This window comes from Actinokineospora spheciospongiae (assembly GCF_000564855.1).
In the GTDB taxonomy this organism is placed as follows: Bacteria; Actinomycetota; Actinomycetes; order Mycobacteriales; family Pseudonocardiaceae; genus Actinokineospora; species Actinokineospora spheciospongiae.
The window spans coordinates 16279-35402 of record NZ_AYXG01000016.1 but is presented as its reverse complement, the minus strand read 5'-3'; the positions used below and the strand labels follow the sequence as shown (position 1 = coordinate 35402).

General features: G+C 73.7%; 20 protein-coding genes. 11 read left to right on the top strand and 9 right to left on the bottom strand.

All coding sequences use genetic code 11. The features are described 5' to 3' along the window. The first annotated feature begins 121 nt into the window (after positions 1 to 121). The 3 genes from UO65_RS02005 (at position 122) to UO65_RS01995 (ending at position 3097) form a co-directional block, all read left to right on the top strand. Positions 122 to 1273, top strand: a complete 1152-nt coding sequence (locus UO65_RS02005; protein WP_161784405.1) for an MFS transporter — start codon at positions 122 to 124, stop codon at positions 1271 to 1273. A 211-nt stretch (positions 1274 to 1484) separates the two neighbouring features. Further along, positions 1485 to 1853 (top strand): YciI family protein, encoded by a 369-nt coding sequence (locus UO65_RS02000; protein ID WP_035278147.1) that lies wholly within the window; start codon positions 1485 to 1487, stop codon positions 1851 to 1853. Further along, positions 1850 to 3097 (top strand): RNA polymerase sigma factor, encoded by a 1248-nt coding sequence (locus UO65_RS01995; RefSeq protein WP_052020477.1) that lies wholly within the window; start codon positions 1850 to 1852, stop codon positions 3095 to 3097. Before UO65_RS02000 ends, UO65_RS01995 begins: the two co-directional genes overlap by 4 nt. Here UO65_RS01995 and UO65_RS01990 read toward each other — a convergent pair. Beyond that, on the bottom strand, positions 3094 to 5343 hold the full coding sequence (locus UO65_RS01990; protein WP_084175230.1) for an MMPL family transporter: 2250 nt from the start codon (positions 5341 to 5343) through the stop codon (positions 3094 to 3096). The genes UO65_RS01995 and UO65_RS01990 overlap by 4 nt on opposite strands. Before the next feature lie 412 nt (positions 5344 to 5755). Between UO65_RS01990 and UO65_RS01985 the strand changes: the two genes are divergently transcribed. Both UO65_RS01985 and UO65_RS01980 read left to right on the top strand, forming a co-directional pair. Beyond that, a complete protein-coding gene (locus UO65_RS01985) occupies positions 5756 to 6379 on the top strand; it encodes a DUF6801 domain-containing protein (protein WP_035278146.1) in 624 nt (207 codons plus the stop codon). 392 nt (positions 6380 to 6771) lie between these two features. After that, positions 6772 to 7572, top strand: a complete 801-nt coding sequence (locus UO65_RS01980; protein ID WP_035278192.1) for an MOSC domain-containing protein — start codon at positions 6772 to 6774, stop codon at positions 7570 to 7572. Here the strand turns inward: UO65_RS01980 and UO65_RS34170 are convergent. Beyond that, a complete protein-coding gene (locus tag UO65_RS34170; protein WP_052020475.1) occupies positions 7541 to 8281 on the bottom strand; it encodes a carbonic anhydrase family protein in 741 nt (246 codons plus the stop codon). The genes UO65_RS01980 and UO65_RS34170 overlap by 32 nt on opposite strands. 123 nt (positions 8282 to 8404) lie before the next feature. Here UO65_RS34170 and UO65_RS35360 point away from each other — a divergent pair, with 123 nt between their 5' ends. The 4 genes from UO65_RS35360 (at position 8405) to UO65_RS01955 (ending at position 11025) form a co-directional block, all read left to right on the top strand. Then, positions 8405 to 8635: a DUF2630 family protein gene (locus UO65_RS35360; protein ID WP_035278144.1), complete on the top strand. Its 231-nt coding sequence runs from the start codon at positions 8405 to 8407 to the stop codon at positions 8633 to 8635. A 110-nt stretch (positions 8636 to 8745) separates the two neighbouring features. Further along, entirely contained in the window at positions 8746 to 9612 is an 867-nt protein-coding gene (gene sigJ, locus UO65_RS01965; protein ID WP_200873277.1) for an RNA polymerase sigma factor SigJ, read from the top strand. Continuing rightward, complete coding sequence (locus tag UO65_RS01960) at positions 9609 to 10067, top strand: carboxymuconolactone decarboxylase family protein (RefSeq protein WP_233427401.1); 459 nt, start codon at positions 9609 to 9611, stop codon at positions 10065 to 10067. The genes sigJ and UO65_RS01960 overlap by 4 nt, the downstream gene beginning before the upstream one ends. A 46-nt stretch (positions 10068 to 10113) precedes the next feature. After that, a complete protein-coding gene (locus UO65_RS01955; RefSeq protein ID WP_152551932.1) occupies positions 10114 to 11025 on the top strand; it encodes a hypothetical protein in 912 nt (303 codons plus the stop codon). 20 nt (positions 11026 to 11045) lie between these two features. On the opposite strand, the gene UO65_RS01950 is transcribed toward UO65_RS01955, so the two are convergent. The 4 genes from UO65_RS01950 to UO65_RS01935 form a co-directional block, all read right to left on the bottom strand. Further along, positions 11046 to 11636, bottom strand: a complete 591-nt coding sequence (locus UO65_RS01950; protein ID WP_200873279.1) for a class I SAM-dependent methyltransferase — start codon at positions 11634 to 11636, stop codon at positions 11046 to 11048. A 121-nt stretch (positions 11637 to 11757) separates the two neighbouring features. Then, the gene (locus tag UO65_RS01945) at positions 11758 to 13392 is read right to left on the bottom strand and encodes an adenylate/guanylate cyclase domain-containing protein (RefSeq protein ID WP_035278136.1); all 1635 of its coding nucleotides are present in this window, start codon (positions 13390 to 13392) and stop codon (positions 11758 to 11760) included. A gap of 70 nt (positions 13393 to 13462) precedes the next feature. Continuing rightward, positions 13463 to 13942 carry a DUF6328 family protein gene (locus tag UO65_RS01940; protein WP_052020473.1) on the bottom strand — a complete coding sequence of 160 codons (480 nt, stop codon included), beginning with the start codon at positions 13940 to 13942 and terminating at the stop codon, positions 13463 to 13465. Positions 13943 to 14013: 71 nt separating this feature from the next. Continuing rightward, complete coding sequence (locus UO65_RS01935; RefSeq protein ID WP_035278134.1) at positions 14014 to 14265, bottom strand: hypothetical protein; 252 nt, start codon at positions 14263 to 14265, stop codon at positions 14014 to 14016. A gap of 137 nt (positions 14266 to 14402) precedes the next feature. Here UO65_RS01935 and UO65_RS01930 point away from each other — a divergent pair, with 137 nt between their 5' ends. Next, the gene (locus UO65_RS01930; RefSeq protein ID WP_035278132.1) at positions 14403 to 15671 is read left to right on the top strand and encodes a cation:proton antiporter; all 1269 of its coding nucleotides are present in this window, start codon (positions 14403 to 14405) and stop codon (positions 15669 to 15671) included. Positions 15672 to 15675: 4 nt separating this feature from the next. On the opposite strand, the gene UO65_RS01925 is transcribed toward UO65_RS01930, so the two are convergent. The 3 genes from UO65_RS01925 to UO65_RS01915 all read right to left on the bottom strand — a co-directional run bounded on the left by UO65_RS01925 (position 15676) and on the right by UO65_RS01915 (position 18372). Then, positions 15676 to 16602, bottom strand: coding sequence for an NAD(P)/FAD-dependent oxidoreductase (locus UO65_RS01925; protein WP_035278131.1), 927 nt, complete (start codon positions 16600 to 16602; stop codon positions 15676 to 15678). Positions 16603 to 16616: 14 nt separating this feature from the next. Next, positions 16617 to 17354: a maleylpyruvate isomerase family mycothiol-dependent enzyme gene (locus tag UO65_RS01920; protein ID WP_035278129.1), complete on the bottom strand. Its 738-nt coding sequence runs from the start codon at positions 17352 to 17354 to the stop codon at positions 16617 to 16619. A gap of 367 nt (positions 17355 to 17721) precedes the next feature. After that, positions 17722 to 18372 carry a helix-turn-helix transcriptional regulator gene (locus tag UO65_RS01915; RefSeq protein ID WP_052020471.1) on the bottom strand — a complete coding sequence of 217 codons (651 nt, stop codon included), beginning with the start codon at positions 18370 to 18372 and terminating at the stop codon, positions 17722 to 17724. Between the two features lie 123 nt (positions 18373 to 18495). Between UO65_RS01915 and UO65_RS01910 the strand changes: the two genes are divergently transcribed. Continuing rightward, positions 18496 to 19077: a TetR/AcrR family transcriptional regulator gene (locus tag UO65_RS01910; RefSeq protein ID WP_052020469.1), complete on the top strand. Its 582-nt coding sequence runs from the start codon at positions 18496 to 18498 to the stop codon at positions 19075 to 19077. Positions 19078 to 19124 lie beyond the last annotated feature (47 nt).

Here is a 19124-nt window from a genome sequence, read left to right as displayed (position 1 = left end):
TGCGGAGCCGGGTGTCCGGTCGGGCGTTGGGTCGCTTGTCGAGTTGGGCGTCGGGGCGGGGGGTGGGGGAGGGGCGGAGCGGGCCGCGCCTGCGCGGACCGACTGGTCGCGGTTGGGGTCGTTGATCGGCGGGCAGGGGATCTCGCTGGTCGGCGACAACATGCTGACCATCGCGCTCACCTGGAGCGCGGTGCGGCTGGGTGGGCCGGGGGCGGTGACGCTGCTGATGTTGTGCTCCACCATCCCCAAGGCGCTCATGCTGATCTTCGGTGGCGCGGTGGCCGACCTGGTGGGTCCGCGCTTCATGCTGCTGCGCACCACTTCCGGCCGGGTCGCGCTGCTGGCGGCCGGGGCGGTGGCGGTCGGGCTGGCCGAGTCGGTGCCCGTGTTGGCGGTGATCGCGGTCGTCGAGGGCGTCCTGGTGGGGTTGGGTGGGCCGTCCTTCGGGACCGTCCTGCCGAAGTTGGCGCCGGGGGACGACCTGGTGCGGGCGAATTCCCTGTACTCCATGGTGACCAGGTTGGCCCCGATCGCCGGGGCGCCGCTGGGGGCCTGGCTGATCGCCACCGGGCAACTGTGGATGGCCATGGCCGTCGTCGCGGTGACCTGTTCGGCCTCGTTCGGGTGTTTGTTCCACGTGACCCGGGGGATGGTGCGGCCTGCCGCGCCCGTTCGCACCGGGTTGCTGCGCCGGTCCCTCGACGGGGTGCGGGTGTTGGCCGTGAGCAGGCGGTTGCGCTGGTTGTTCGTGGCGGCGTTCGCCCTCGACTTCTGCTTCGGCTGGCCCATGCTGGCCGCGTTGCCGCTGCTGGCCGACAGCCGGGGGTGGGGCGTCGGCGCTGTCGGGGCGGTCATCGCCGCGTTCAGCGCGGGTGCGCTGACCTCCACCGGTCTCGGGGCGCTGTTCGGGCACCGGTTGCCGCTGGTCGTGCGGCTCGTGGTGAGCGGGGTCGTGCTGGCCGGGGGTGTGCTGGTCATGGCGCTGACCCCGACCGTGTTCGCGCTGGCCGTCACCGCCTACGCCACCGGTGTCGCGTCCGGGTTCAACGGGCCCGCGATCGTCAGCCTCTACCAGGCCGCCGCGCCGCCGGACCGGATGGGCGCGGCGATGGCGACGCTGGCCCTGGCGGGCATCGGGACCACCCCGTTCTCGGTGGCGCTGTTCGGGTCGCTGGCGCTGGCCGTCGGCGTGCAGGCGACGTGGCTGGTGTGCGGGGTGCTCGCGTTCGCCGGGCCGGTCGCCGCGGTCCTGGCGCTGCGCTCGCCGGAATGAGCCGCCCGGTCCGGTGGAGCGGGGCCGACCCCCGGCCCGGCGGTGTCGCGCCGGGTCGGGGCGGGGCCGCCGCGGTCGCGGACGGGGCCGCGGCGGTCGCGGGTGGGACTGCGGCGGCTGCGGGTGGGAGAATCCGCCGGGACGGGTGTAGGGATCGCGGGTCCGGCTCCGACCCCTTGGCGATCCGACACCGGCACACGAGGAGCACACCGTGAAGTTCCTGCTGATCATGCACATGAACCCCGCCGCCTGGGAGGGGCTCACCGAGGACGAGCAGAAGGCGATCATGGACGGGCACGACGGCTTCATCGCGGCCATCACCGGGTCCGGGGAGATGATCAGCACCCAGGCCCTCGGCGACCCGGCCACCAGCGCCGTCGTCCGCGTCCGCGACGGCGTCCCGGCGGTGACCGACGGCCCGTTCGCCGAGGGCAAGGAGTACCTGGCCGGGTTCTACCTCGTCGACTGCGAGAGCCGGGAGCGGGCGCTCGAACTCGCCGCGATGATCCCCGACGCGGCGGTCGAGGGGTTGGGCGTCGAGGTGCGGCCGGTGATGTTCTCGGCGGGCCCCGACCTGTGAGCACCGCGGTCGAGGACCTGCTGCGCGAGCACGCGCCGCGGGTCCTCGGCCTGCTCGTGCGCAGGCACGGCCGCTTCGACATGTGCGAGGACGCCGTGCAGGACGCCCTGCTCGCCGCGGGCACCCAGTGGCCGCGCGACGGCGTCCCGGACAACCCCTGGGGTTGGCTGGTCACCGTCGCCTCGCACAAGCTCACCGACGCCTTCCGCGCCGAGGCCGCCCGTGCCCGCCGCGAGGCCGCCGTCGCCGCCCTGGAACCCGGCGACGCGCCCGCGGTGCCCGACGAGGACGACACGCTGACGCTGCTGTTCCTCTGCTGCCACCCGGAACTCTCCGCCCCGTCGCAGGTCGCGCTGACCCTGCGCGCCGTCGGCGGTCTCACCACCGCCCAGATCGCCCGCGCCTTCCTGGTGCCCGAGGCCACCATGGGCCAGCGCATCACCCGGGCCAAGCTCCGCGTCCGGGCCACCGGGTTCACCGTGCCCCCGGCGGGTGCCCAGCGCGCCGAACGCCTGCGGGTCGTGCTGCACGTGCTCTACCTGATCTTCAACGAGGGCCACACCGCCAGCTCCGGCACCGACCTGCACCGGCCGGAGCTGACCGCCGAGGCCATCCGCGTCACCCGCCTGGCCCACTCCCTGCTCCCGGACGACGGCGAGGTGGCGGGCCTGCTCGCCCTGATGCTGCTCACCGACGCCCGGCGCCCCGCCCGCACCCGCCCGGACGGCTCACTGGTCGCGCTCGCGGAGCAGGACCGGGCGCTGTGGGACGCCGCCGTGATCGCCGAGGGGGCTGGGTTGATCACCGCGACCATGGCGCGTGCGCCGCTCGGGCCGTACCAGCTCCAGGCGGCCATCGCCGCGCTGCACGCCACCGCGCCGAGCACCCGGGAGACGGACTGGGCGCAGATCGCGCTGCTGTACCGGGTCCTCGAACGCCTGGCGCCGAGCCCGATGGTGACGCTGAACCGGGCGATCGCCGTCGCGGAGGCCGCGGGGCCGCGGGCGGGGCTGGCCTTGTTGGAGCCGCTGGCCGGGGATGCCCGGCTCGCTGAGCACCACCGGCTGGATTCGACGCGGGGGCACCTGCTGGAGATGGCGGGGGAGCACGGGGCTGCCCGGGAGGCCTACCGGCGGGCGGCTCGGCGGACTCTCAGCCCTCCCGAGCGGCGGTACCTGGAGGGTCGGGCTGCTCGGCTGGGCACCGCCGCGCCGGTGACCGACCGGGCGGGAGGCACGCCCTAGCCGACCTGGCCGGTGAGCTGCTTGGGTTCGGGCTGCTCCTCGGTGGCGGGGGAGAACCAGTCGAACGGGCCGGGGGGTTCCTCGTCGTCTTCCAGGCGGTGGCTGTGGCCGGTGCCCTCGACGTCGAGGCGGGGGAGGACGCGGCCCGCCCAGCGGGGCAGCCACCAGTTGGCCTTGCCGAACATGGCCATGATGGCCGGGACCAGGGCGATGCGGATGACCACCGCGTCGAGCAGGACCGCGACCGTCAGGCCGAGGCCGGACTCCTGCACGACGCGGTCGCCGGTGGTGACGAAGGAGATGAAGACCAGGGCCATGATCAGGGCGGCCGCGGTGATGGTGCGGCCGGTGGCGGCGAGGCCGTTGACCGTGGCCTCCACCGTGTCGCCGCGGCGGTGGTACTCCTCCTGGATTCGGCTGACCAGGAAGACCTCGTAGTCCATCGATAGGCCGAACAGGCCCGCGAAGAGGAAGACCGGGATGTAGGGCTCGATCGGGCCGGTGCCCGCGATGCCGAACCAGCCCCACTGGAACACCGCCACCAGCACGCCGAACATGGCCGCCGCGGCCAGCAGGTTCATCACGGCCGCGGTCAGCGGGATCAGCACGCTGCGGAACACCACGACCAGCAGCAGGAACGAGATGGCCACGACCGTGCCCAGGAACAGCGGCAGCCGGTCGGTGATGGCGCGGGCGAAGTCCGACTGCACCGCCGTCGAGCCGCCGACGTAGAGCTGGGCGTTGGTGCCGTCGGTGGCGCGGGGGATCACCTCGGCGCGCAGCGAGTCGACCAGGGCGTCGGTGGCCTCGTCCTGGGGGGAGGCCTTCGGGTAGACCACGACGGCGGTGATCTGGCCGCCGCCCTTGGTGGGGCTGACCACCGGGGGCACGGCCAGGGCGACGTCGGGGTGGCCCACCAGTTCGGCGTGGACCTCCTCGGCGGCCCGGCGCTCCTCGTCGGAGTCGGCGCGGCCCACCACGACCAGGGGGCCGGTGAAGCCGGGGCCGAAGCCCTTGGCGAGCATGTCGTAGGCCTGCCGGGTGGTCGCCGTCGGCGCTTGCAGACCCGCGTCGGGGATGCCCAGGCGCAGGGAGAACACCGGGACGGTCAGGGCGCCGATGATCAGCAGCGCGACCACCGTGCTCCAGACCGGCTTGCGGGTCACCACCCTGGCCAGCGCGCCCCAGCGCCTGCCCTCGGGCAGCACCTTGCGGTGGCGCAGGGTCAGGTCGCGGCGCACCGAGGCCGACAGGATGCGGATGCCGAAGAGCTTGAGCAGCGCGGGCAGCAGCGTCAGCGCGGCGAACATGGTCATCAGCACCGCGATGCTGGAGCTGATGGCGATGCCGTCGAGGAAGCTGATCCCCACGGTGAACTGCCCGAGCAGCGAGACGCAGACGGTCACCCCGGCGAAGAGCACGCTGCGCCCCGAGGTCGCCGCGGCCAAGCCGAGGGCGTCCTCCTGCCGGGCCCCGCCCACCAGCGCCTGCCGGTAGCGGGTGACCACGAACAGCGCGTAGTCGACGCCGACGCCGAGGCCGAGCAGCACCACGATCTCCTGGCTGACCGTGGGCACGTCCATCAGGTGCGTCAGCAGCCCCACCACGCCGATCGCGGTGCCGACGGAGATGATCGCGGTCAGGATCGGCACCAGCATGGAGAACAGCGAGCCGAAGGTGAACAGCAGCACCAGGGCGGCGGCCAGCAGGCCCAGCCCGGCGTCGTCGAGGTCCGGTGGGGCCAGGGTCCGCCCGGCCACCGCGCCGTCGACGGCGATCCTGAGCACCCCGCCCTGGGCCCCGGTGGCGACCTCGACGAACCTCTTGGCCTCCTCGATGGTCAGGTCGTCGGCCTTGACGTCGAAGGTGACGGTGGCGAACGCGACCTGCCCCTGCGGCGACACCTGCGCGGCGCCCTGCGGGCTGTAGGGGGAGACGACGGTCTCCACGTGCGGCAGCGCGGCGACCTCGGCCAGCATCGGCTCGATGCGCCCCTGCACGGACTGGTCGGACACCGGCACGCCGGTCGCCTCGAAGACCACCCGCTCGGTGGCGCCGCTGACCCCGCCCGCGCTCTCCTGCAGCAGCTCCTGCGCTGTCGTGCTGTCGGAGGTGGGCAGCGCCAGGATGTCCCGGAAGTCGACCCCCACCGACTGGGCCCCGAAGGTGACCCCGGCCAGCACGGCGAGCCACAACACGATGACCAATCGCGCGTGGCGGAAGCAGAAGATCGCAAGAGCCCGCACCCGCCCAGCCTAGTTGAGCTGGGGATTCGGGAATACGCACGGGGATGACAAAACTGCGCGCACGACTTGTGCGGACCCGATCGCCGGTGGGGGTCGGGTCCAGTCTGCCGCCCCCGCCCGGAAAAGTCACCCCGCGAGATCGCTGGTCAGCGGCCCGTCGCGGAGCGGCCTGTGGTCGGGGCCACATTTTGCTCCCGGTGCGATGAGGTGGCCCTCACGGCGTGACAAGGAAACGAGGATCGATTTTCCCCGATCCGCCATCGGTTGGTTTTCCCTTGCCCGTCCGGCTATTGCGTGGTTACGCTCCATTTGCACGCCGACCGGGTCGGGTTCCGGTCCGGCGTCCACGCTCCCGGCTCATCCCCCGCTGTTCTTTCCGTTCGCTTCGTGCGTATTCATCGAGGAGTTTCGCATGTCCCGGAACGTTCGTGTGAAGAGATTGCTCGCCCTCGCCGCGGGCACCGCCGGTGCCGTCGCCATGGTCGTGGCGCCCAGCACCGCCCAGGCCGACACCGTGCACACCACGGCTGTGGTGACCAAGAACGTCACCTTCAGCTGCGCGTACCCGCTCATCGGCAACCGCGACGTCCCGGCGACCGTCACCGCCACCTTCCCCAACAGCGTCGCAGTGGGCTCGCCCATCAACACCACCAACTTCTCCGTGGCGGTGTCGCTGGACGCGCTGACCCTGCAGGCCCTGACCCTGATCGGTTCGGCCACCGTCGAGGGCACCACCACCGCCGGGGTCGAGCTGGACATCAACGGCACCGAACTGGGCGTCACGCTGCCGGGCCTGAACATCCCGGTCACCAACGTCACCGGCCCCGCCCCGGTCGCGCTGAACATCAACGGCCAGGTCCCGTCGCTGACGGTCAAGGCCCCCGGGCAGGTCGACATCGCCATCGGCAGCACCTTCTCCGGCAAGATCACCCCGAAGCGCGCGGACGGCACGCTCACCGGGCTGGGCACCTTCGACTTGAACTGCTCGATGCTCCCGGGCCAGGACCCGGCACTGGTCTCGATCCCGGTCGTCTGACCGATCGGGGAAAGAAAGGGCCTCCCGGCGGCGCGGCCGGGAGGCCTTTTCCTGTGCGGTCATTTCCGAGATCGCTTTTCCCGGGCCCGACCTTTTCCGTTCGCGCGTTCCGCCGTCTGATTCCCGGACGGCGGAGCGCGATTCGCGCGGGCAGTCCACCCCGGGGCTCTGAGCCCCGGCCCGGGTCTCAGGTCGGGTTCGGCGGCTGCGGGGTGGGCGGCACCGGCGGCTCGGTGGCGGGTTCCGGGATGGGCTGCCCCGGTTCGGGCAGTCCCGGGTCCGGCACGGGCGGCGTGGGCACGGGGTTCGGTGTCGGCTGTGACATGGGTCTCGGGTACCCGGTCGCCACCGTCCGAACCCTCCACCCGCGATCCGATCGGTACAGTCCACCCGTGCTGACGGTCGCCGGGCTGAACACCTTCCCCGTCAAGGGATGCGCCCCGGTCCCGCTGACCCGCGCCAGGGTCGGTGCCGCGGGCCTCGAACACGACCGGGCCTGGATGGTCACCGATCCCGACGGCACCTTCCGCAGCCAGCGCCGCGATCCCCGCCTGGCCCTGGTCCACCCCCGGGTCGCCGACGACGTGCTGATCCTCTCCGCACCGGACGCCCCCGTCATCGAGGTCGAGGTGGACGACCACGCCCCCGCCCGCCCGGTCACCCTCTTCGGCGAACCCTTCCGCGGCATCGACCAGGGCGACCCCGCCGCCGACTGGCTCACCCGGGTCCTGGGCCGCCCCAGCCGCCTCGTCCGCGTGCCCCCCGACCACGACCGCGCCCCCACCGGCCTGACCCCCGGCACCTCCGGCTACGCCGACAGCAGCGCGGTCCACCTGCTCGGCCTGGCCTCCCACGCCGAACTCAACCGCAGGCTGACCACCCCGGTCCCGCTGGACCGCTTCCGGGCCAACGTCCTGGTCGCGGGCGGCCCCCCGCACGCCGAGGACGACCTGCGCGCGATCACCGTCGGCGGGGTCGCCCTCGGCTACACCAAACCCGCCATCCGCTGCGCGGTCACCACGGTCGACCAGGCCACGGCCGCCCGCACCGGTCCCGAGCCCCTGCGCACCCTGGCCACCTACCGCAGGACGCCCGAGGGCGTGGCCTTCGGCGTCAAGTTCGCCGTCACCACCCCTGGCTGGATCGAGGTCGGCGACGAGGTCACGGGTGCAGGACCACCGTCCGCCCGTTGAGCGGCTGGGTCCCCCGGGAGTTGCCCGCGGTGAACAGGTGCTGGAAGCCCGACACGGTCGCGGCCGTCACGTGCTGCTCGGGCATCAGGAACCACAGCACCCCCTCGGTGAACGGCGCGGTGGTCAACGACCCGGTGTAGCGCGCGGTGAGGTGGCTGGCGGGCAGCAGCGCGTTCAGGTCGATGTCGTCGAGGTGCCGGGGCGTCCCGCACTCCGGCGTCAGCCCGCTCAACACGCTGTCCACAACAGACGGTGCGCCGATGCGCAGCGGAACCCCGACCACCAGCACGCCCCCGGCGGCGCTGCGGTGCACCAGGTGCATCTCCAGCGGGTCGTGATGGCCCTGGAAGGTGTGCTCGGAGGGGGTGTGGAAGTGGAACTGCACCAGGTCGTAGCGGGTTCCGGCGTAGGTGACGTACGCCGACCCCGGCGCCACGTCCCCCTCCTCGGTCTCCTCGCCGCCCCTGGCGCCGCAGTCGGCGTCCTTCTGGACGTAGACCAGGTCCACCGCCGAGTGCCCGTAGTGGATGTCGAGCGCGGGGGCGAACGGGTCGAACCGGATGGCCGAGGCGGTGACGTCGATCGGGCTCTGCCGCGGTGGCGCGGACTCCGCCGCGGGCGCACCCGCCGCCAGCAGCGCCCCGACCGCCGCCAACGGGACCACCAGGGCGAACACCGCTTTGCCGACCACGACAGACCCCCACTTCACCGAAGGATGGTCCGGACCACTTTCCTCCCCGGCGCCCGCGCCCCCAATCCCCTGATCTCCGCGAAGTCGACGAAGCGGACGAACGAGTCGTGATCTCCGACACCGGGGACTACGTTGGGCCCCATGGACGACAACGAGATCCACGCCCGCATCAGCGCCCTGGTCGCGGAGGAGCACCGCCTGCGCTCGGGCTCCCCCTCCCCGGAGGAGCACACCCGGCTCTCGGAGCTGGAGGTGGCGCTGGACCAGTGCTGGGACCTGTTGCGCCAGCGCCGCGCCCGCCGCGACGCCGGGGAGGACCCGGACGACGCCCAGGCGCGCCCGGTGGGTGAGGTGGAGGGCTACCGCCAGTAGGGCACCGACCGCCCGGCCGCGCTGCTCCCCGGTCGGGTGATCGTGGGCACTGCGCCGACTCCACCCACCCGGGGCTGTCACATTCCCGGGGCCTGTCTCGTCCTACTGGTGTGGAAGAAGAATTCGCCCGGGCGCGCGAGCGGCTGCTGGCCGTGGCCTACGGCATCACCGGAGACCGGGGAGCCGCCGAGGACGTGGTGCAGGAGGCCTGGCTGCGCCTGGTCTCCAGCCGCGAACCCGTCGACGACGTGACCGGCTGGCTGGTCGTGGTGACCTCCCGGCTGGCCCTCGACGTGGTGAAGTCCGCTCGCCACCGCCGCGAGCAGTACGTCGGCCAGTGGCTCCCGGAGCCCCTGGTGGAACTCGACGCCGACCCGGCCGACCGGGTCACCCTCGACGAGTCGGTGACCCTGGCGCTGCTGGTCGTGCTGGAGACGCTTTCGCCCGCCGAGCGGACCGTCTTCCTCCTGCACGAGGTCTTCGGCCTGCCGTTCACCGAGGTGGCGGGCGTGGTGGGCCGCACCCCGGCGGCCGTGCGGCAGCTCGCGTCGCGGGCCCGGCGGCACGTGGCCGACCGGGCACCCCGGTTCGAGCCGGACCCGGTCCGGCAGCGGGCCGTCGTGTCCGCCTTCGCCACGGCCTGCGCCGGGGACGACCTGGGCGCGCTGCTGGCCCTGCTCGACCCGGACGTGGTGCTGCGCAGCGACGGCGGCGGGTTCGTCTCCGCCGCGCGCAACCCGGTCGTCGGCGCGGACCGGGTGGCCCGGTTCCTGGCGGGCGTGCAGCGGCGCAAGCCCGCCGAACTGCGCCCCGTCCGGGTGAACGGGTGGGCGGGCCTGCTGCGGGTGCACCAGGGTCACCCCACCGGCGTCATGGCCCTCACCGTCGCCGACGGTCGGGTCACCGCCGTCGACATCGTGCTCAACCCCGAGAAACTGGCCCGCGTGCGGGCCGCCCACGTGGAAGGAACACCGTGAACACGACCCCCCGGCTCGACATCTCCGGCCCCGCCGCCGAGGCGTACAAGCACATGTACGGCCTGGAGCGGTTCCTGGCGGGCAGCGCCCTGCCGAAGACCACCCGCGAGCTGGTGAAGCTGCGCGCCAGCCAGCTCAACGGCTGCGCGTTCTGCGTCGACATGCACGCCCACGACCTGCGCGCCGACGGGGAGACCGACGAGCGGCTGTTCTCCGTCGTCACCTGGCGGGAGGCGCCGTTCTTCACCCCTGAGGAGCGGGCCGCGCTGGCGCTGACCGAGGAGGCGACCGTGCTGGGCCGCGAGGGCGTGCGCGACGAGGTGTGGGAGGAGGCCCGCGAGTACTACGACGACGAGCAGCTCGCGGCGCTGGTCGTGGCCATCGCCACCATCAACGCCTGGAACCGGTTCGGAACGATCTTGCGGCTGGTCCCGGGGTCGATGCGGAAGAAGTGACCAGTGCATTCACCTGTTCGAGAGTGAGCCGTTACGCTATGTACCCGTGACGGACCTCAATACCCCCGAATGGGTTAATGGCGCGAAGCTTGCCGTCCGCCCGCGATCGGCGGGCACCGCGCTGCCGATGTTCCCGCCCAAGCCCGAGGACACCGTCCGGGGCCCGCTCATCGTCAGCGCGCTGCCCGCCGAACTCCCGCGCTCCCTGCGCGCCGCCGCCGCGCCGATCCCGGTCGCCGTCCCGCTGGCACGCCCGTCGGCGGACCGGACCCCGCCCGTCGGGGGTGGCTCGTCCGCCGAGGGGATTCGGCGTGGCGGGGAGGATCGGTCCACCGGGGAGGACCGGCGCCGTGGGGTGGAGCGGTCCGCCGGGTGGCGGCGCAAGTCGGTGGCGGTGGGTGCGGCGGGTGTTCTGGTCGTCGCGGTCGCGGTGCTGTTCGCCTGGGTGCTCCCCACGGGGGAACCCGCTCCGCCCGCCGCCGTCGCGCCCGCGCCGGTGGGGGAGTTCGACTTCCACCGCCTGCCCGACACCGAGGAACCCATCCGCGACAGCGACTGCGCGCCGCACGCCTACGGTCGCACGCAGGAGTTCCTCGTCGCCAACCGCTGCCTGCAACTGACCCGCGCGGTGTACTCGGCCGCGCTTCCGGGTGGGCGGACCGTGTTCACCTCGGTGGCCGTCGTCCGGATGCGCACGGAGGAGGCGTCGGTCCAGTTGACCGAACTGGTTCGGCAGGAGGGCACCGGGAGCGTCACCGACCTGCTCCGCGACCAGGTGGTCACCGTTCCCGGCCTCGACCGGCTCAGCCGCGGTGGGTTCGCCGCTGAGCGGGCGGGGCGGGACGTGGTGATCGTCGAGTCCGACACCGTCGAGCGCGATCCGGACGCGGTGCTGCACCGGGCTGTGATGAAGCGGATCAGCACGGACGCCGTGCGGCTGGGCGCGGAGCTGCGCTAGGCCGAGCCCGACCCGAGCCGTCAGCCGGTTCCGCGCATCAGCAGGTGGCCCCGGCGGAAGCGTTCGCCCCCGTGGGGTTCGCGCAGCACCCGGCCGACCTCCGCGAACCCCGCCTCGACCGCCAGTTCGGCCAGGGCGTCGATCGGCCACAGGTAGGCGGTTGTCACCTTGTGGTCGAACGGGGTGGTGGGCTCGCCGCCCGACTCGAAGAAGGCGAGCAGGAGGTGGCCGTCGGGGGCGAGCACCCGGCGGAACTCGGTGAAGTACGCGGGCACGGCCCGGGGCGGGGCGTGGATGACCGAATACCAGGACACGACGCCGCGCAGTCCGCCGTCGGGCAGGTCCAGGGCGTCCATGGAGCCGAGCTCGAAGCGCAGGTCCGGGTACGCCTCGCGGGCGAGGTCGACCATCACCGGCGACAGGTCGACGCCGAAGACGTCCAGGCCCAGGTCGCGCAGGTGGGCGGTCACCGGACCCGGGCCGCAGCCCAGCTCGGCGACGGTCCCGGGGCCGTCGGCCCGGACGGACTCGGCGAAGGCGGCGAGCACCGCCCGGTCGAGGGGGAAGCTGGCGAGGTCGTCGCGGGGGAGTGCGGCGTAGCGGACGGCCATGGCGTCGTAGGCGTCCGCTGTCGTCCGGTGGTGGGTGGCGGGTTCGGTCACAACCGGAAGACTGTAGGGCCGCGGAGTCGATCTCCTCAACCGCGGTGGGGCGCACCCGCGCGGGGTTGCCTCAGGGTTGGCCGATCGGGTCGTCCAGCGAGGCGACCGGGTCCGACCCGGCTGCCTCGGCGGGGTCGGTCGGGGCGTCCGCCGCGTCGACCGGGATGACCACGGTGGTTTCCCGGTTGCGGCCGCGGAGGGTGACCGTGTCCGCCGCCCGCCAACGCCCGGCCTCCTCGGGGGAGGCCGCGGCCAGGGTGTGCGCGGAGGCCACCAGCTTGCCGGGGAACGACTTGGCCAGCTCGGTCAGCCGGGCGGCCTCGTTCACCGGGTCGCCGATCACGGTGTACTCGAAGCGGCGGGCGTCGCCGATGTTGCCCGCGACCGCGGGGCCCGCGGCGACGCCGATGCCCGCCTCGCACTCGGGCACCTCGACCGGCAGCCGGGCGGCGATGGCCCTGGCGGCGGCCAGGGCCCGCCCGGCGTGGTCGGGCAGGTCGACCGGGGCGCCGAAGATGGCCAGCGCGGCGTCGCCGACGAACTTGTTGACCAGGCCGCCGTGCGCGTCGATCTCGTCGACGACCACGGCGAAAAAGCGGTTGAGCAGGTCCACCACCTCCGTCGGCGGACGGGTGGCGGCCAGCGTGGTGGACCCGACGATGTCGACGAAGATCACCGCCACCTCGCGCACCTCGCCGCCGAGGCGCTCCACCCCGGCGGCGACCGCGGCCTCGGCGACCTTCTGCCCGACGTGGCGGCCGAACAGGTCGCGGATGCGCTCGCGCTCGCGCAGGCCCGCCGCCATCCGGTTGAAGCCCGCCTGCAGCAGGCCCAGCTCGGTGCCGTCGTAGACCGGGATCTCGCTGTCCAGGTCGCCGCGCTGCACCCGGGCCAGGCCGTCGCGCACCGAGTCGATGGGGGCGATGGTGGCCCGCGCGTTGAAGATCATGACCAGCAGCCCGAACACCAGCACCACACCGCCGAGCACCACCACGGTCACCGCGAGCTGGTTGGTGGTGACGTTGCCGCGCACCATGGCGAACAGCGCCACCATCACCACCCCGGCGACCGGGACGCCGGTGCCCAGGCACCAGAACAGCAGCATCCGCACCTGCACGCCCGCGCCCACCACCCGCTGCGGCGGGTCGTCCTGCAGCGCCCGCGCCGACACCGGGCGCAGGGCGAACTCGCTGAGCAGGTAGGCGTTCGCGCAGACCACGATGCCCGCGAACGCCACGGTGAACCCGACCGCGAAGACCAGTTCGGGTTGCAGGAACGCCACCAGCAGGGTGAACAGCACCGTGGCCGCGCCCCAGAGCGCGGCCTGCATGAGGGTCAGCCCGAGCGGCACCCTGATCGTGGCGTGGCGGTCGGCCGCGGTCGGTTCGCGCTGGTCGATGGCCCAGCGCAGTTGCCGCAGCGCCCGCCCGGTGCCCCAGACGGCGCCGACGACCAGCGCCGCGAGCACGTACGCGGGGACCGCGATCGCCATGGCCAGCAGGGTCCGCCCGGTCATGTCCGGACCGGGGATCACCACCCCGGAGAGCACGACCACGACCGCGGCGCCGATGACGTTCGCGGTGACGAGGGTGATCGTCAGCAGGCTCTGCACCCGGATGCGCAGCGCCAGCCCGTGCTGCCCGGCCGGGCCGAGCAACTTCGACCCGAAGGGGGCCGCCGTCCCGGGCCGTCCCCGCTCAACCATGCTGTGTCCCCCAGGGCCGACGAGTTACCTACTCATGAGTAGGTTAGCCCGGTTGTCAATCCGGGTCACTCTAGTCGTCCCAGTGCCGCATCGGGAGCACGAACCACAGCACCCCCACGACCACCGCGCACACCCCCGCGATCACGAACGCCAGGGGCCCGCCCACGACCATCTCCGAGAGCAGCAGCAACGACGCCGTCACCGCCAGCGACAGGCAGACCAGCCCGGCGATCGTCGTGCGCGTGGCCAACCGCATGATCTGCTCGCGCTTGCCCTGCCCGATCAGGATGCGGTGCCACGCCGCGGGCGCGGTCAGCAGCGCCACCGCCCCCACGGCGAAGAACACCGCCACCATGTGGGTCGACCGCTCGAACGCGCCGGTCTCCTCCTGGTACACGTCGGTGAACGTGATGGACAGCAGGAAGCCGAAGAGGATCTGCACACCCGCCTGCGCCACCCGCAGTTCCTGGAGCAGTTCGTTCAGGTTGCGGTTCAGCTTCTCCCGCGGGTGTTCATCGTGCTCCACGTGCTTCGGGGATTCCTCGGTCATGGGGGCAGAGCCTGCCCGACACCTCTCGTCAACCTCGCACCCCGCGCCGTGCGGCGTCCGAACGGCCCTGATCAGGCACCCATCTGGTTCACTTGGACGTCCAACTGCGCCGCGACCTCGGCCAGCTCCCGGTCCTGCGGCTGCGCCCCGCCCAGGCGGGTGTCGAGTTCCTCGCGCGTGGCGATCAGCATCGCGCCCGCGTAGTCGGGGCGGCGCAGCACGCTGCCGTCGACGACCTGGGAGCGGCCCTCCAGGAACAGCAGCACGGGGTCGGGCAGGTCGGACTCGAGCAGTTGGTGCAGATCGTCCTTGGTGATGGTCACGGCGAGGAGGTACCCCCGGTTGTTGATCGCTACACCACCCGGCGGAGTGGTCGGCGGTCGCTGTCGGTCAACCGATGGGCCGGGTGTTTCACCTGGTCGGGTGGCGGGGTAGCCAGGCGGGAGCAGAAGGAGGTCCCGTGGGGGCTTTGATCTACGCGGCGGCCGGTGTCGCCACCCTGGGGGCGGCCCTGCTGCCCAGGGTGCTCGGCCGGGTGCCCGTCTCGATGCCCATGGTGTTCCTCTTCGCGGGCGCGCTGGCGTTCGCGGTCATCCCGGCGCTGCCCGACCCGGTGCCCGCCGAGCACCCCGAGGTCGCGCTGCACCTGACCGAGCTGTGCGTCATCGTCTCGCTGATGGGCGCCGGGCTGGCGCTCGACCGGCTGGTCGGGTGGCGGCGGTGGTCCACCACGTGGCGGCTGCTGGGGATCACCATGCCGCTGTCGATGATCGGGGTGGGCCTGCTGGGCTGGGGGCTGGGCCTCGGCGTGGCCGGGGCCGCGCTGCTGGCCGCCGTGGTCGCCCCCACCGACCCGGTGCTGGCCACCGAGGTGCAGGTGGGCGAACCCGCCGACGAGTCGGGGGAGGACGAGGCGCGGTTCGCGCTGACCTCGGAGGCGGGCCTCAACGACGGCCTGGCCTTCCCGTTCACCTACGCCGCCGTCGCCATCGCCGCCGCGTCCGCCGCCGCCCCGGCCGCCTGGGTGCCGCACTGGCTCGGGGTCGACGTGGCGTGGCGGCTGGCGGCCGGGGTCGCCCTGGGGCTGGGGATCGGGTGGGCGCTGCGCAAGATGTTCTTCTCCGCGCCCTCGGAGACGTTCCGGCTCGCCGAGCACGCGGAGGGCTTCGTCGCCCTCGCCGCGACCTTCCTCGCCTACGGGATCACCGAACTGGTCAACGGCTACGGGTTCGTGGCCGTCTTCGTCTGCGCGTGCACGATCCGGGCCGCGGAGCACTCCCACGGCTACCACAAGGTGCTGCACCAGTACGTGGAGCAGGTCGAGCGGATGGTGACCGTGCTGGTCATCTTCCTGCTCGGCGGCGCCGCGGTGAGCGGGCTGTTCGCGGGCACCACCTGGCTGGAGGTCGGTGCCGTGGCCGCGGTGCTGCTGGTGGTGCGGCCGGTGGCCGGGCTGATCGGGTTGGCGGGCGGCAAGACCGGGCCCCGGGAGCGGGCGGTGATCGCGTTCTTCGGCGTGCGCGGGGTGGGGTCGCTGTTCTACCTCGCCTACGCCCTCGGCGAGGCCGAGTTCACCGACCCGGACCGGCTGTGGCGGCTGGTGGGGCTGGTCGTGGTCGGGTCGATCCTGCTCCACGGCGTCACCGCCACACCGGTCATGCGGTTCCTCGACCGCAAGCGCGAGCGCGAGGCGCCCAACGACGAGGCGGTGGAGCGGACGCCGGTGTGAGCGGTCACAGACCGTCCACAATGGCCTTGCCCAGGGCGGTCCCGGACAGCCACGCCGTCTCCACCCTCGGCCTGCCCCAGGCGTCACCGGCGATCCCGATACCGTCGGCCAGCAGGAACGGCGCGTCGGCCGGGGTGTTGGGCGTGGCGTGGGTCCAGCGGTGGACGTGGGCCTCGGTGGGCGCGGGCAGGTCGAACAGCGCACCCACCGCGTCCGCGATCTCCGCGGTGGCCGCGGCGGGGGACTCCAGGTGGCGGGCGGCGAACTCCGCGGTGGTGTGGGCGACCAGGACCGGCGCGTCGTCGCCGCGCCGGGAACCGTCGTCGAAGACGGCGGCGAGGGTGGGGTGGTCGTTGACGAACGCGCCGTGGAAGGCGGGCCACGTCCGGGCCGGGTGGCGCAGCGTGGCCACCAGGGCGGGGGACCAGGACTGGTGCGCCGCCGCGTGCCGGGCCGGGGAACCCGCGGGCAGCAGGCGGGCCGCCTGCGGACCGGGCACGGCCAGGGCGACCGCGTCGACCCGCTCCCCGTCGACCAGCCCGGTGTCCACTGTGGTCACCGGGTGCTCGGTGACCACCTCCAGCCCCTCGGCCAGGTCGGCCACGAGCGAGCGCAGGCCGCCCGCGGCCGCGTAGCGCACCGGACCGGTGGTCGGCGCACGCCCGGACCCGTCCACCGCCAGCAGCGTGTCGGTCCACGGGCGGGCCAGGCCGCGGTCGCACCACGAAGCCACCACCGCGCCGAAAGCCCCGTCCCGGGCGGTGAAGTAGCCCGCGCCGATGTCCGCCGGGCGCCCGCCGTAGCGCTTGGTGGCCATCCGACCACCCACCACCCGACCGCGCTCCAGCACCCGCACCGGCACACCGGCCCCGGCCAGCACCCGGGCGCAGGCGACCCCGGCGATGCCCGCGCCCACCACCACGACACCCATGCCCGCCCCCCGGCTCAGAACGCCAGCTCGGCGGCGAAGGCGTCCCACACGGCCCGGTCGCCGATCACCTCGACCGAGTCCGCCCGCGCCCGGCCCAGCGCGACGAGCAGCAGGTCCGCCGAGTGCCCGCGCAGGGCGACGTCGCCCTTGCCGTGGCCGTGCTCCCAGCGCAGGCCACCCGCCCCCGAGGTGATCAGCCACTCGCCCGCGGCGCCCAGGCCCTCGTCGTGGGCGTGCAGGTGCACGGTGGCCTCCGGCAGCGCCCGCTGCTGCGGGATCTCGGCCATGAGGGTCAACCACTCGGACAGGGCGTCCGCGGCGACCTCGGGTTCGACCTCGTAGGGCACCCCCGAGGCGAGGGCGGCGTCGGCGAGGTGGACCACGGTCTCGTGCAGGCGCCTGCGCACCCACCACCCGGCCGGGCGCGGCCCGGTGAACGTCCACACCGGCACCTCGGCGCCGGTGTGCGCCACGGCGTCGAACAGCTCGCGCGGGCCGTCGCCGAGCCACTCGACGAGCCTGCCGTCCTCCGGCTTGCCGCCGGGCACGGCCTTCGGGTCCAGCGGGGCGGTCGCCCGCTCGCGCACCATGGTCGCCGCCCAGCGGTCACCTCGGCCGACGTGCCTGCCGAGCTGGGTCAGGGTCCACCCCGGGCAGGTGGGGACGGGCGCCCGCGGGTCTCCCGCGGCGATCACCGCGGCGAAGCGGCGGTTGTAGTCGGTGAACGTCGCGGCGTGGTCGAGGTCGGTCATGCCCCCGATCCAACCGCATCGACCCGGTCTCCCGCCCGGTCATTCCGGAAGGGCCCACGGCCAGTCAGGCGGTGACCCGGGTCCCGCGGCCGGGGGAGCGGTGGGTGAGCACGACGGCACGGTCGGTCCCCTTCCTCACCGGGACCCGCCGGTGCTCGCGGGGACGGGTGCCAAAGCCGGGCTGGGGGACATCTGCCGCTCCGATCCGTGGATTCGAGGTCCGGCGCCGGTGCGGGGACCGCAACGCCGACCGGGAAGCCGACCGGGTCACCGGTCCACCCCCCACCGCGTGAATCGTGCACAGAGGACGGTCCGTTGACCAGAGCACCACCGCGGAACAGGGGTGCTCTGGCGCAAGTGCGCCGCACTACAGCCAACCGCGCTGCGCGGCCTGCACGCCCGCCTGGAACCGGGTGGTCGCCCCCAGCCGCTCCTGCAGCACCGCGACCCGGCGCACCACCGTCCGCCGGGACAGGCCCAGCCTGCGCGCGATCGCGTCGTCGGTGGCGCCCGCGGCCATCAGCGTGACGATCCGCCGGTCCCGCTCGTCGAGGTCCCGGCCCCCGGCCACCGACACGGTCACCGGCACCGCCAGCGCCCACAGCGACTCGAACGTCCGGGCCAGCGCGGTCAGCAGCGCCGAAGCGCCCACCAGCAGGCTGGTCCCGTCCACGTGCACCAGCGCCCGGTCGTCGTCGGCCACCAGCAGGCCCAGCGGCGGCGCGGCCAGCGTGCGCAACTGCTCCCCGGACACCGGGGCGATGCTGTCGGGGGTGTACCCGGGGTGGATCGTGCGGTAGCGCACCCCCGCGGCGATGCGCGCGGTCCGCGACTCAGCCCGCAGCTCGCGCAACCCGGGGGCCGCGCACGGGGTGCCGGGCCGCGACGGGTCGCACTGCTCGATGGAGCGCACCTGCACCCGCGCCCCGGCGTGCAGGGACCGCAGAGCGGCGAGCTGGTCCCCGGGGTCGGACAGCGTCTCGACCGCGGGGTCCCGGGACAGCATGTGGGGGTCCACGCCGCCGGTAACCTCCCGGAACGCAAAGTGGATACGCGGATGTATCGGGCACCGTAGGCGGGAACCCGCCGCGGGTCAACAACCCGGCCTCGCCGCGGCCCCATACCCGGTACGGTCGCGGCCATGGCACGCCCCACACGCGCCGAGGTCCGGCACCGGGTGGTCGAGGCGGCGGCCGCGGTCTTCGCCGAGAAGGGCATCGCGGCCACGCGCATCCAGGACGTCGCCGCCACCGCCGGGTTCACCAGGGGCGCGGTCTACTCCAACTTCGCCGACAAGGCCGACCTGCTCGCCGCGGTGGTCGACGCCACATCGGACCGGATGGCCGTCGACGGCACCACCGTGTTCGACCCGGCCGTCCCGCCGAGCGCGCTGCGCGCGGGCATCGGCCGCCTGGTGGCCGACTGGGTGCGGGAACTGCCGGTGCACCGCAAGCTCCAGTTGGAACTGGTGGCCCAGGCCACCAGGGACGAACGCCTGCGCGCCACCCTGGTCGAGCCGCGCCGCCGCAGGCGCCGCGCCGTCGCCGCCGCGGCGACCGCCTACTTCGACAGCCGGGGGATGCCGCTGCCGCTGCCCGCCGACACCTTCGCCACCACCCTGCTCGCCGTGGTCAACGCCTTCGCCATCGAACTGCTCATCGACCCCGAGGGCACCACCCCGACCGCGGTGGCCGACGCGCTGAGCGTCCTCGTCCCGGGGTGACCCGCCGGTAGCGATTCGGCCTCGATCGCCCGGGAAACGCGCGGACG

Excerpts from the sequence above, each read along its gene's own strand:
- UO65_RS01945 (WP_035278136.1), bottom strand. The coding sequence starts at position 13,392 with ATGGTTGAGCGGGGACGGCCCGGGACGGCGGCCCCCTTCGGGTCGAAG.
- UO65_RS01940 (WP_052020473.1), bottom strand. The coding sequence starts at position 13,942 with ATGACCGAGGAATCCCCGAAGCACGTGGAGCACGATGAACACCCGCGG.
- UO65_RS01950 (WP_200873279.1), bottom strand. The coding sequence starts at position 11,636 with ATGGCCGTCCGCTACGCCGCACTCCCCCGCGACGACCTCGCCAGCTTC.
- UO65_RS01925 (WP_035278131.1), bottom strand. The coding sequence starts at position 16,602 with ATGGGTGTCGTGGTGGTGGGCGCGGGCATCGCCGGGGTCGCCTGCGCC.
- UO65_RS01910 (WP_052020469.1), top strand. The coding sequence starts at position 18,496 with ATGGCACGCCCCACACGCGCCGAGGTCCGGCACCGGGTGGTCGAGGCG.
- UO65_RS01985 (WP_035278146.1), top strand. The coding sequence starts at position 5,756 with ATGTCCCGGAACGTTCGTGTGAAGAGATTGCTCGCCCTCGCCGCGGGC.
- UO65_RS35360 (WP_035278144.1), top strand. The coding sequence starts at position 8,405 with ATGGACGACAACGAGATCCACGCCCGCATCAGCGCCCTGGTCGCGGAG.
- UO65_RS01920 (WP_035278129.1), bottom strand. The coding sequence starts at position 17,354 with ATGACCGACCTCGACCACGCCGCGACGTTCACCGACTACAACCGCCGC.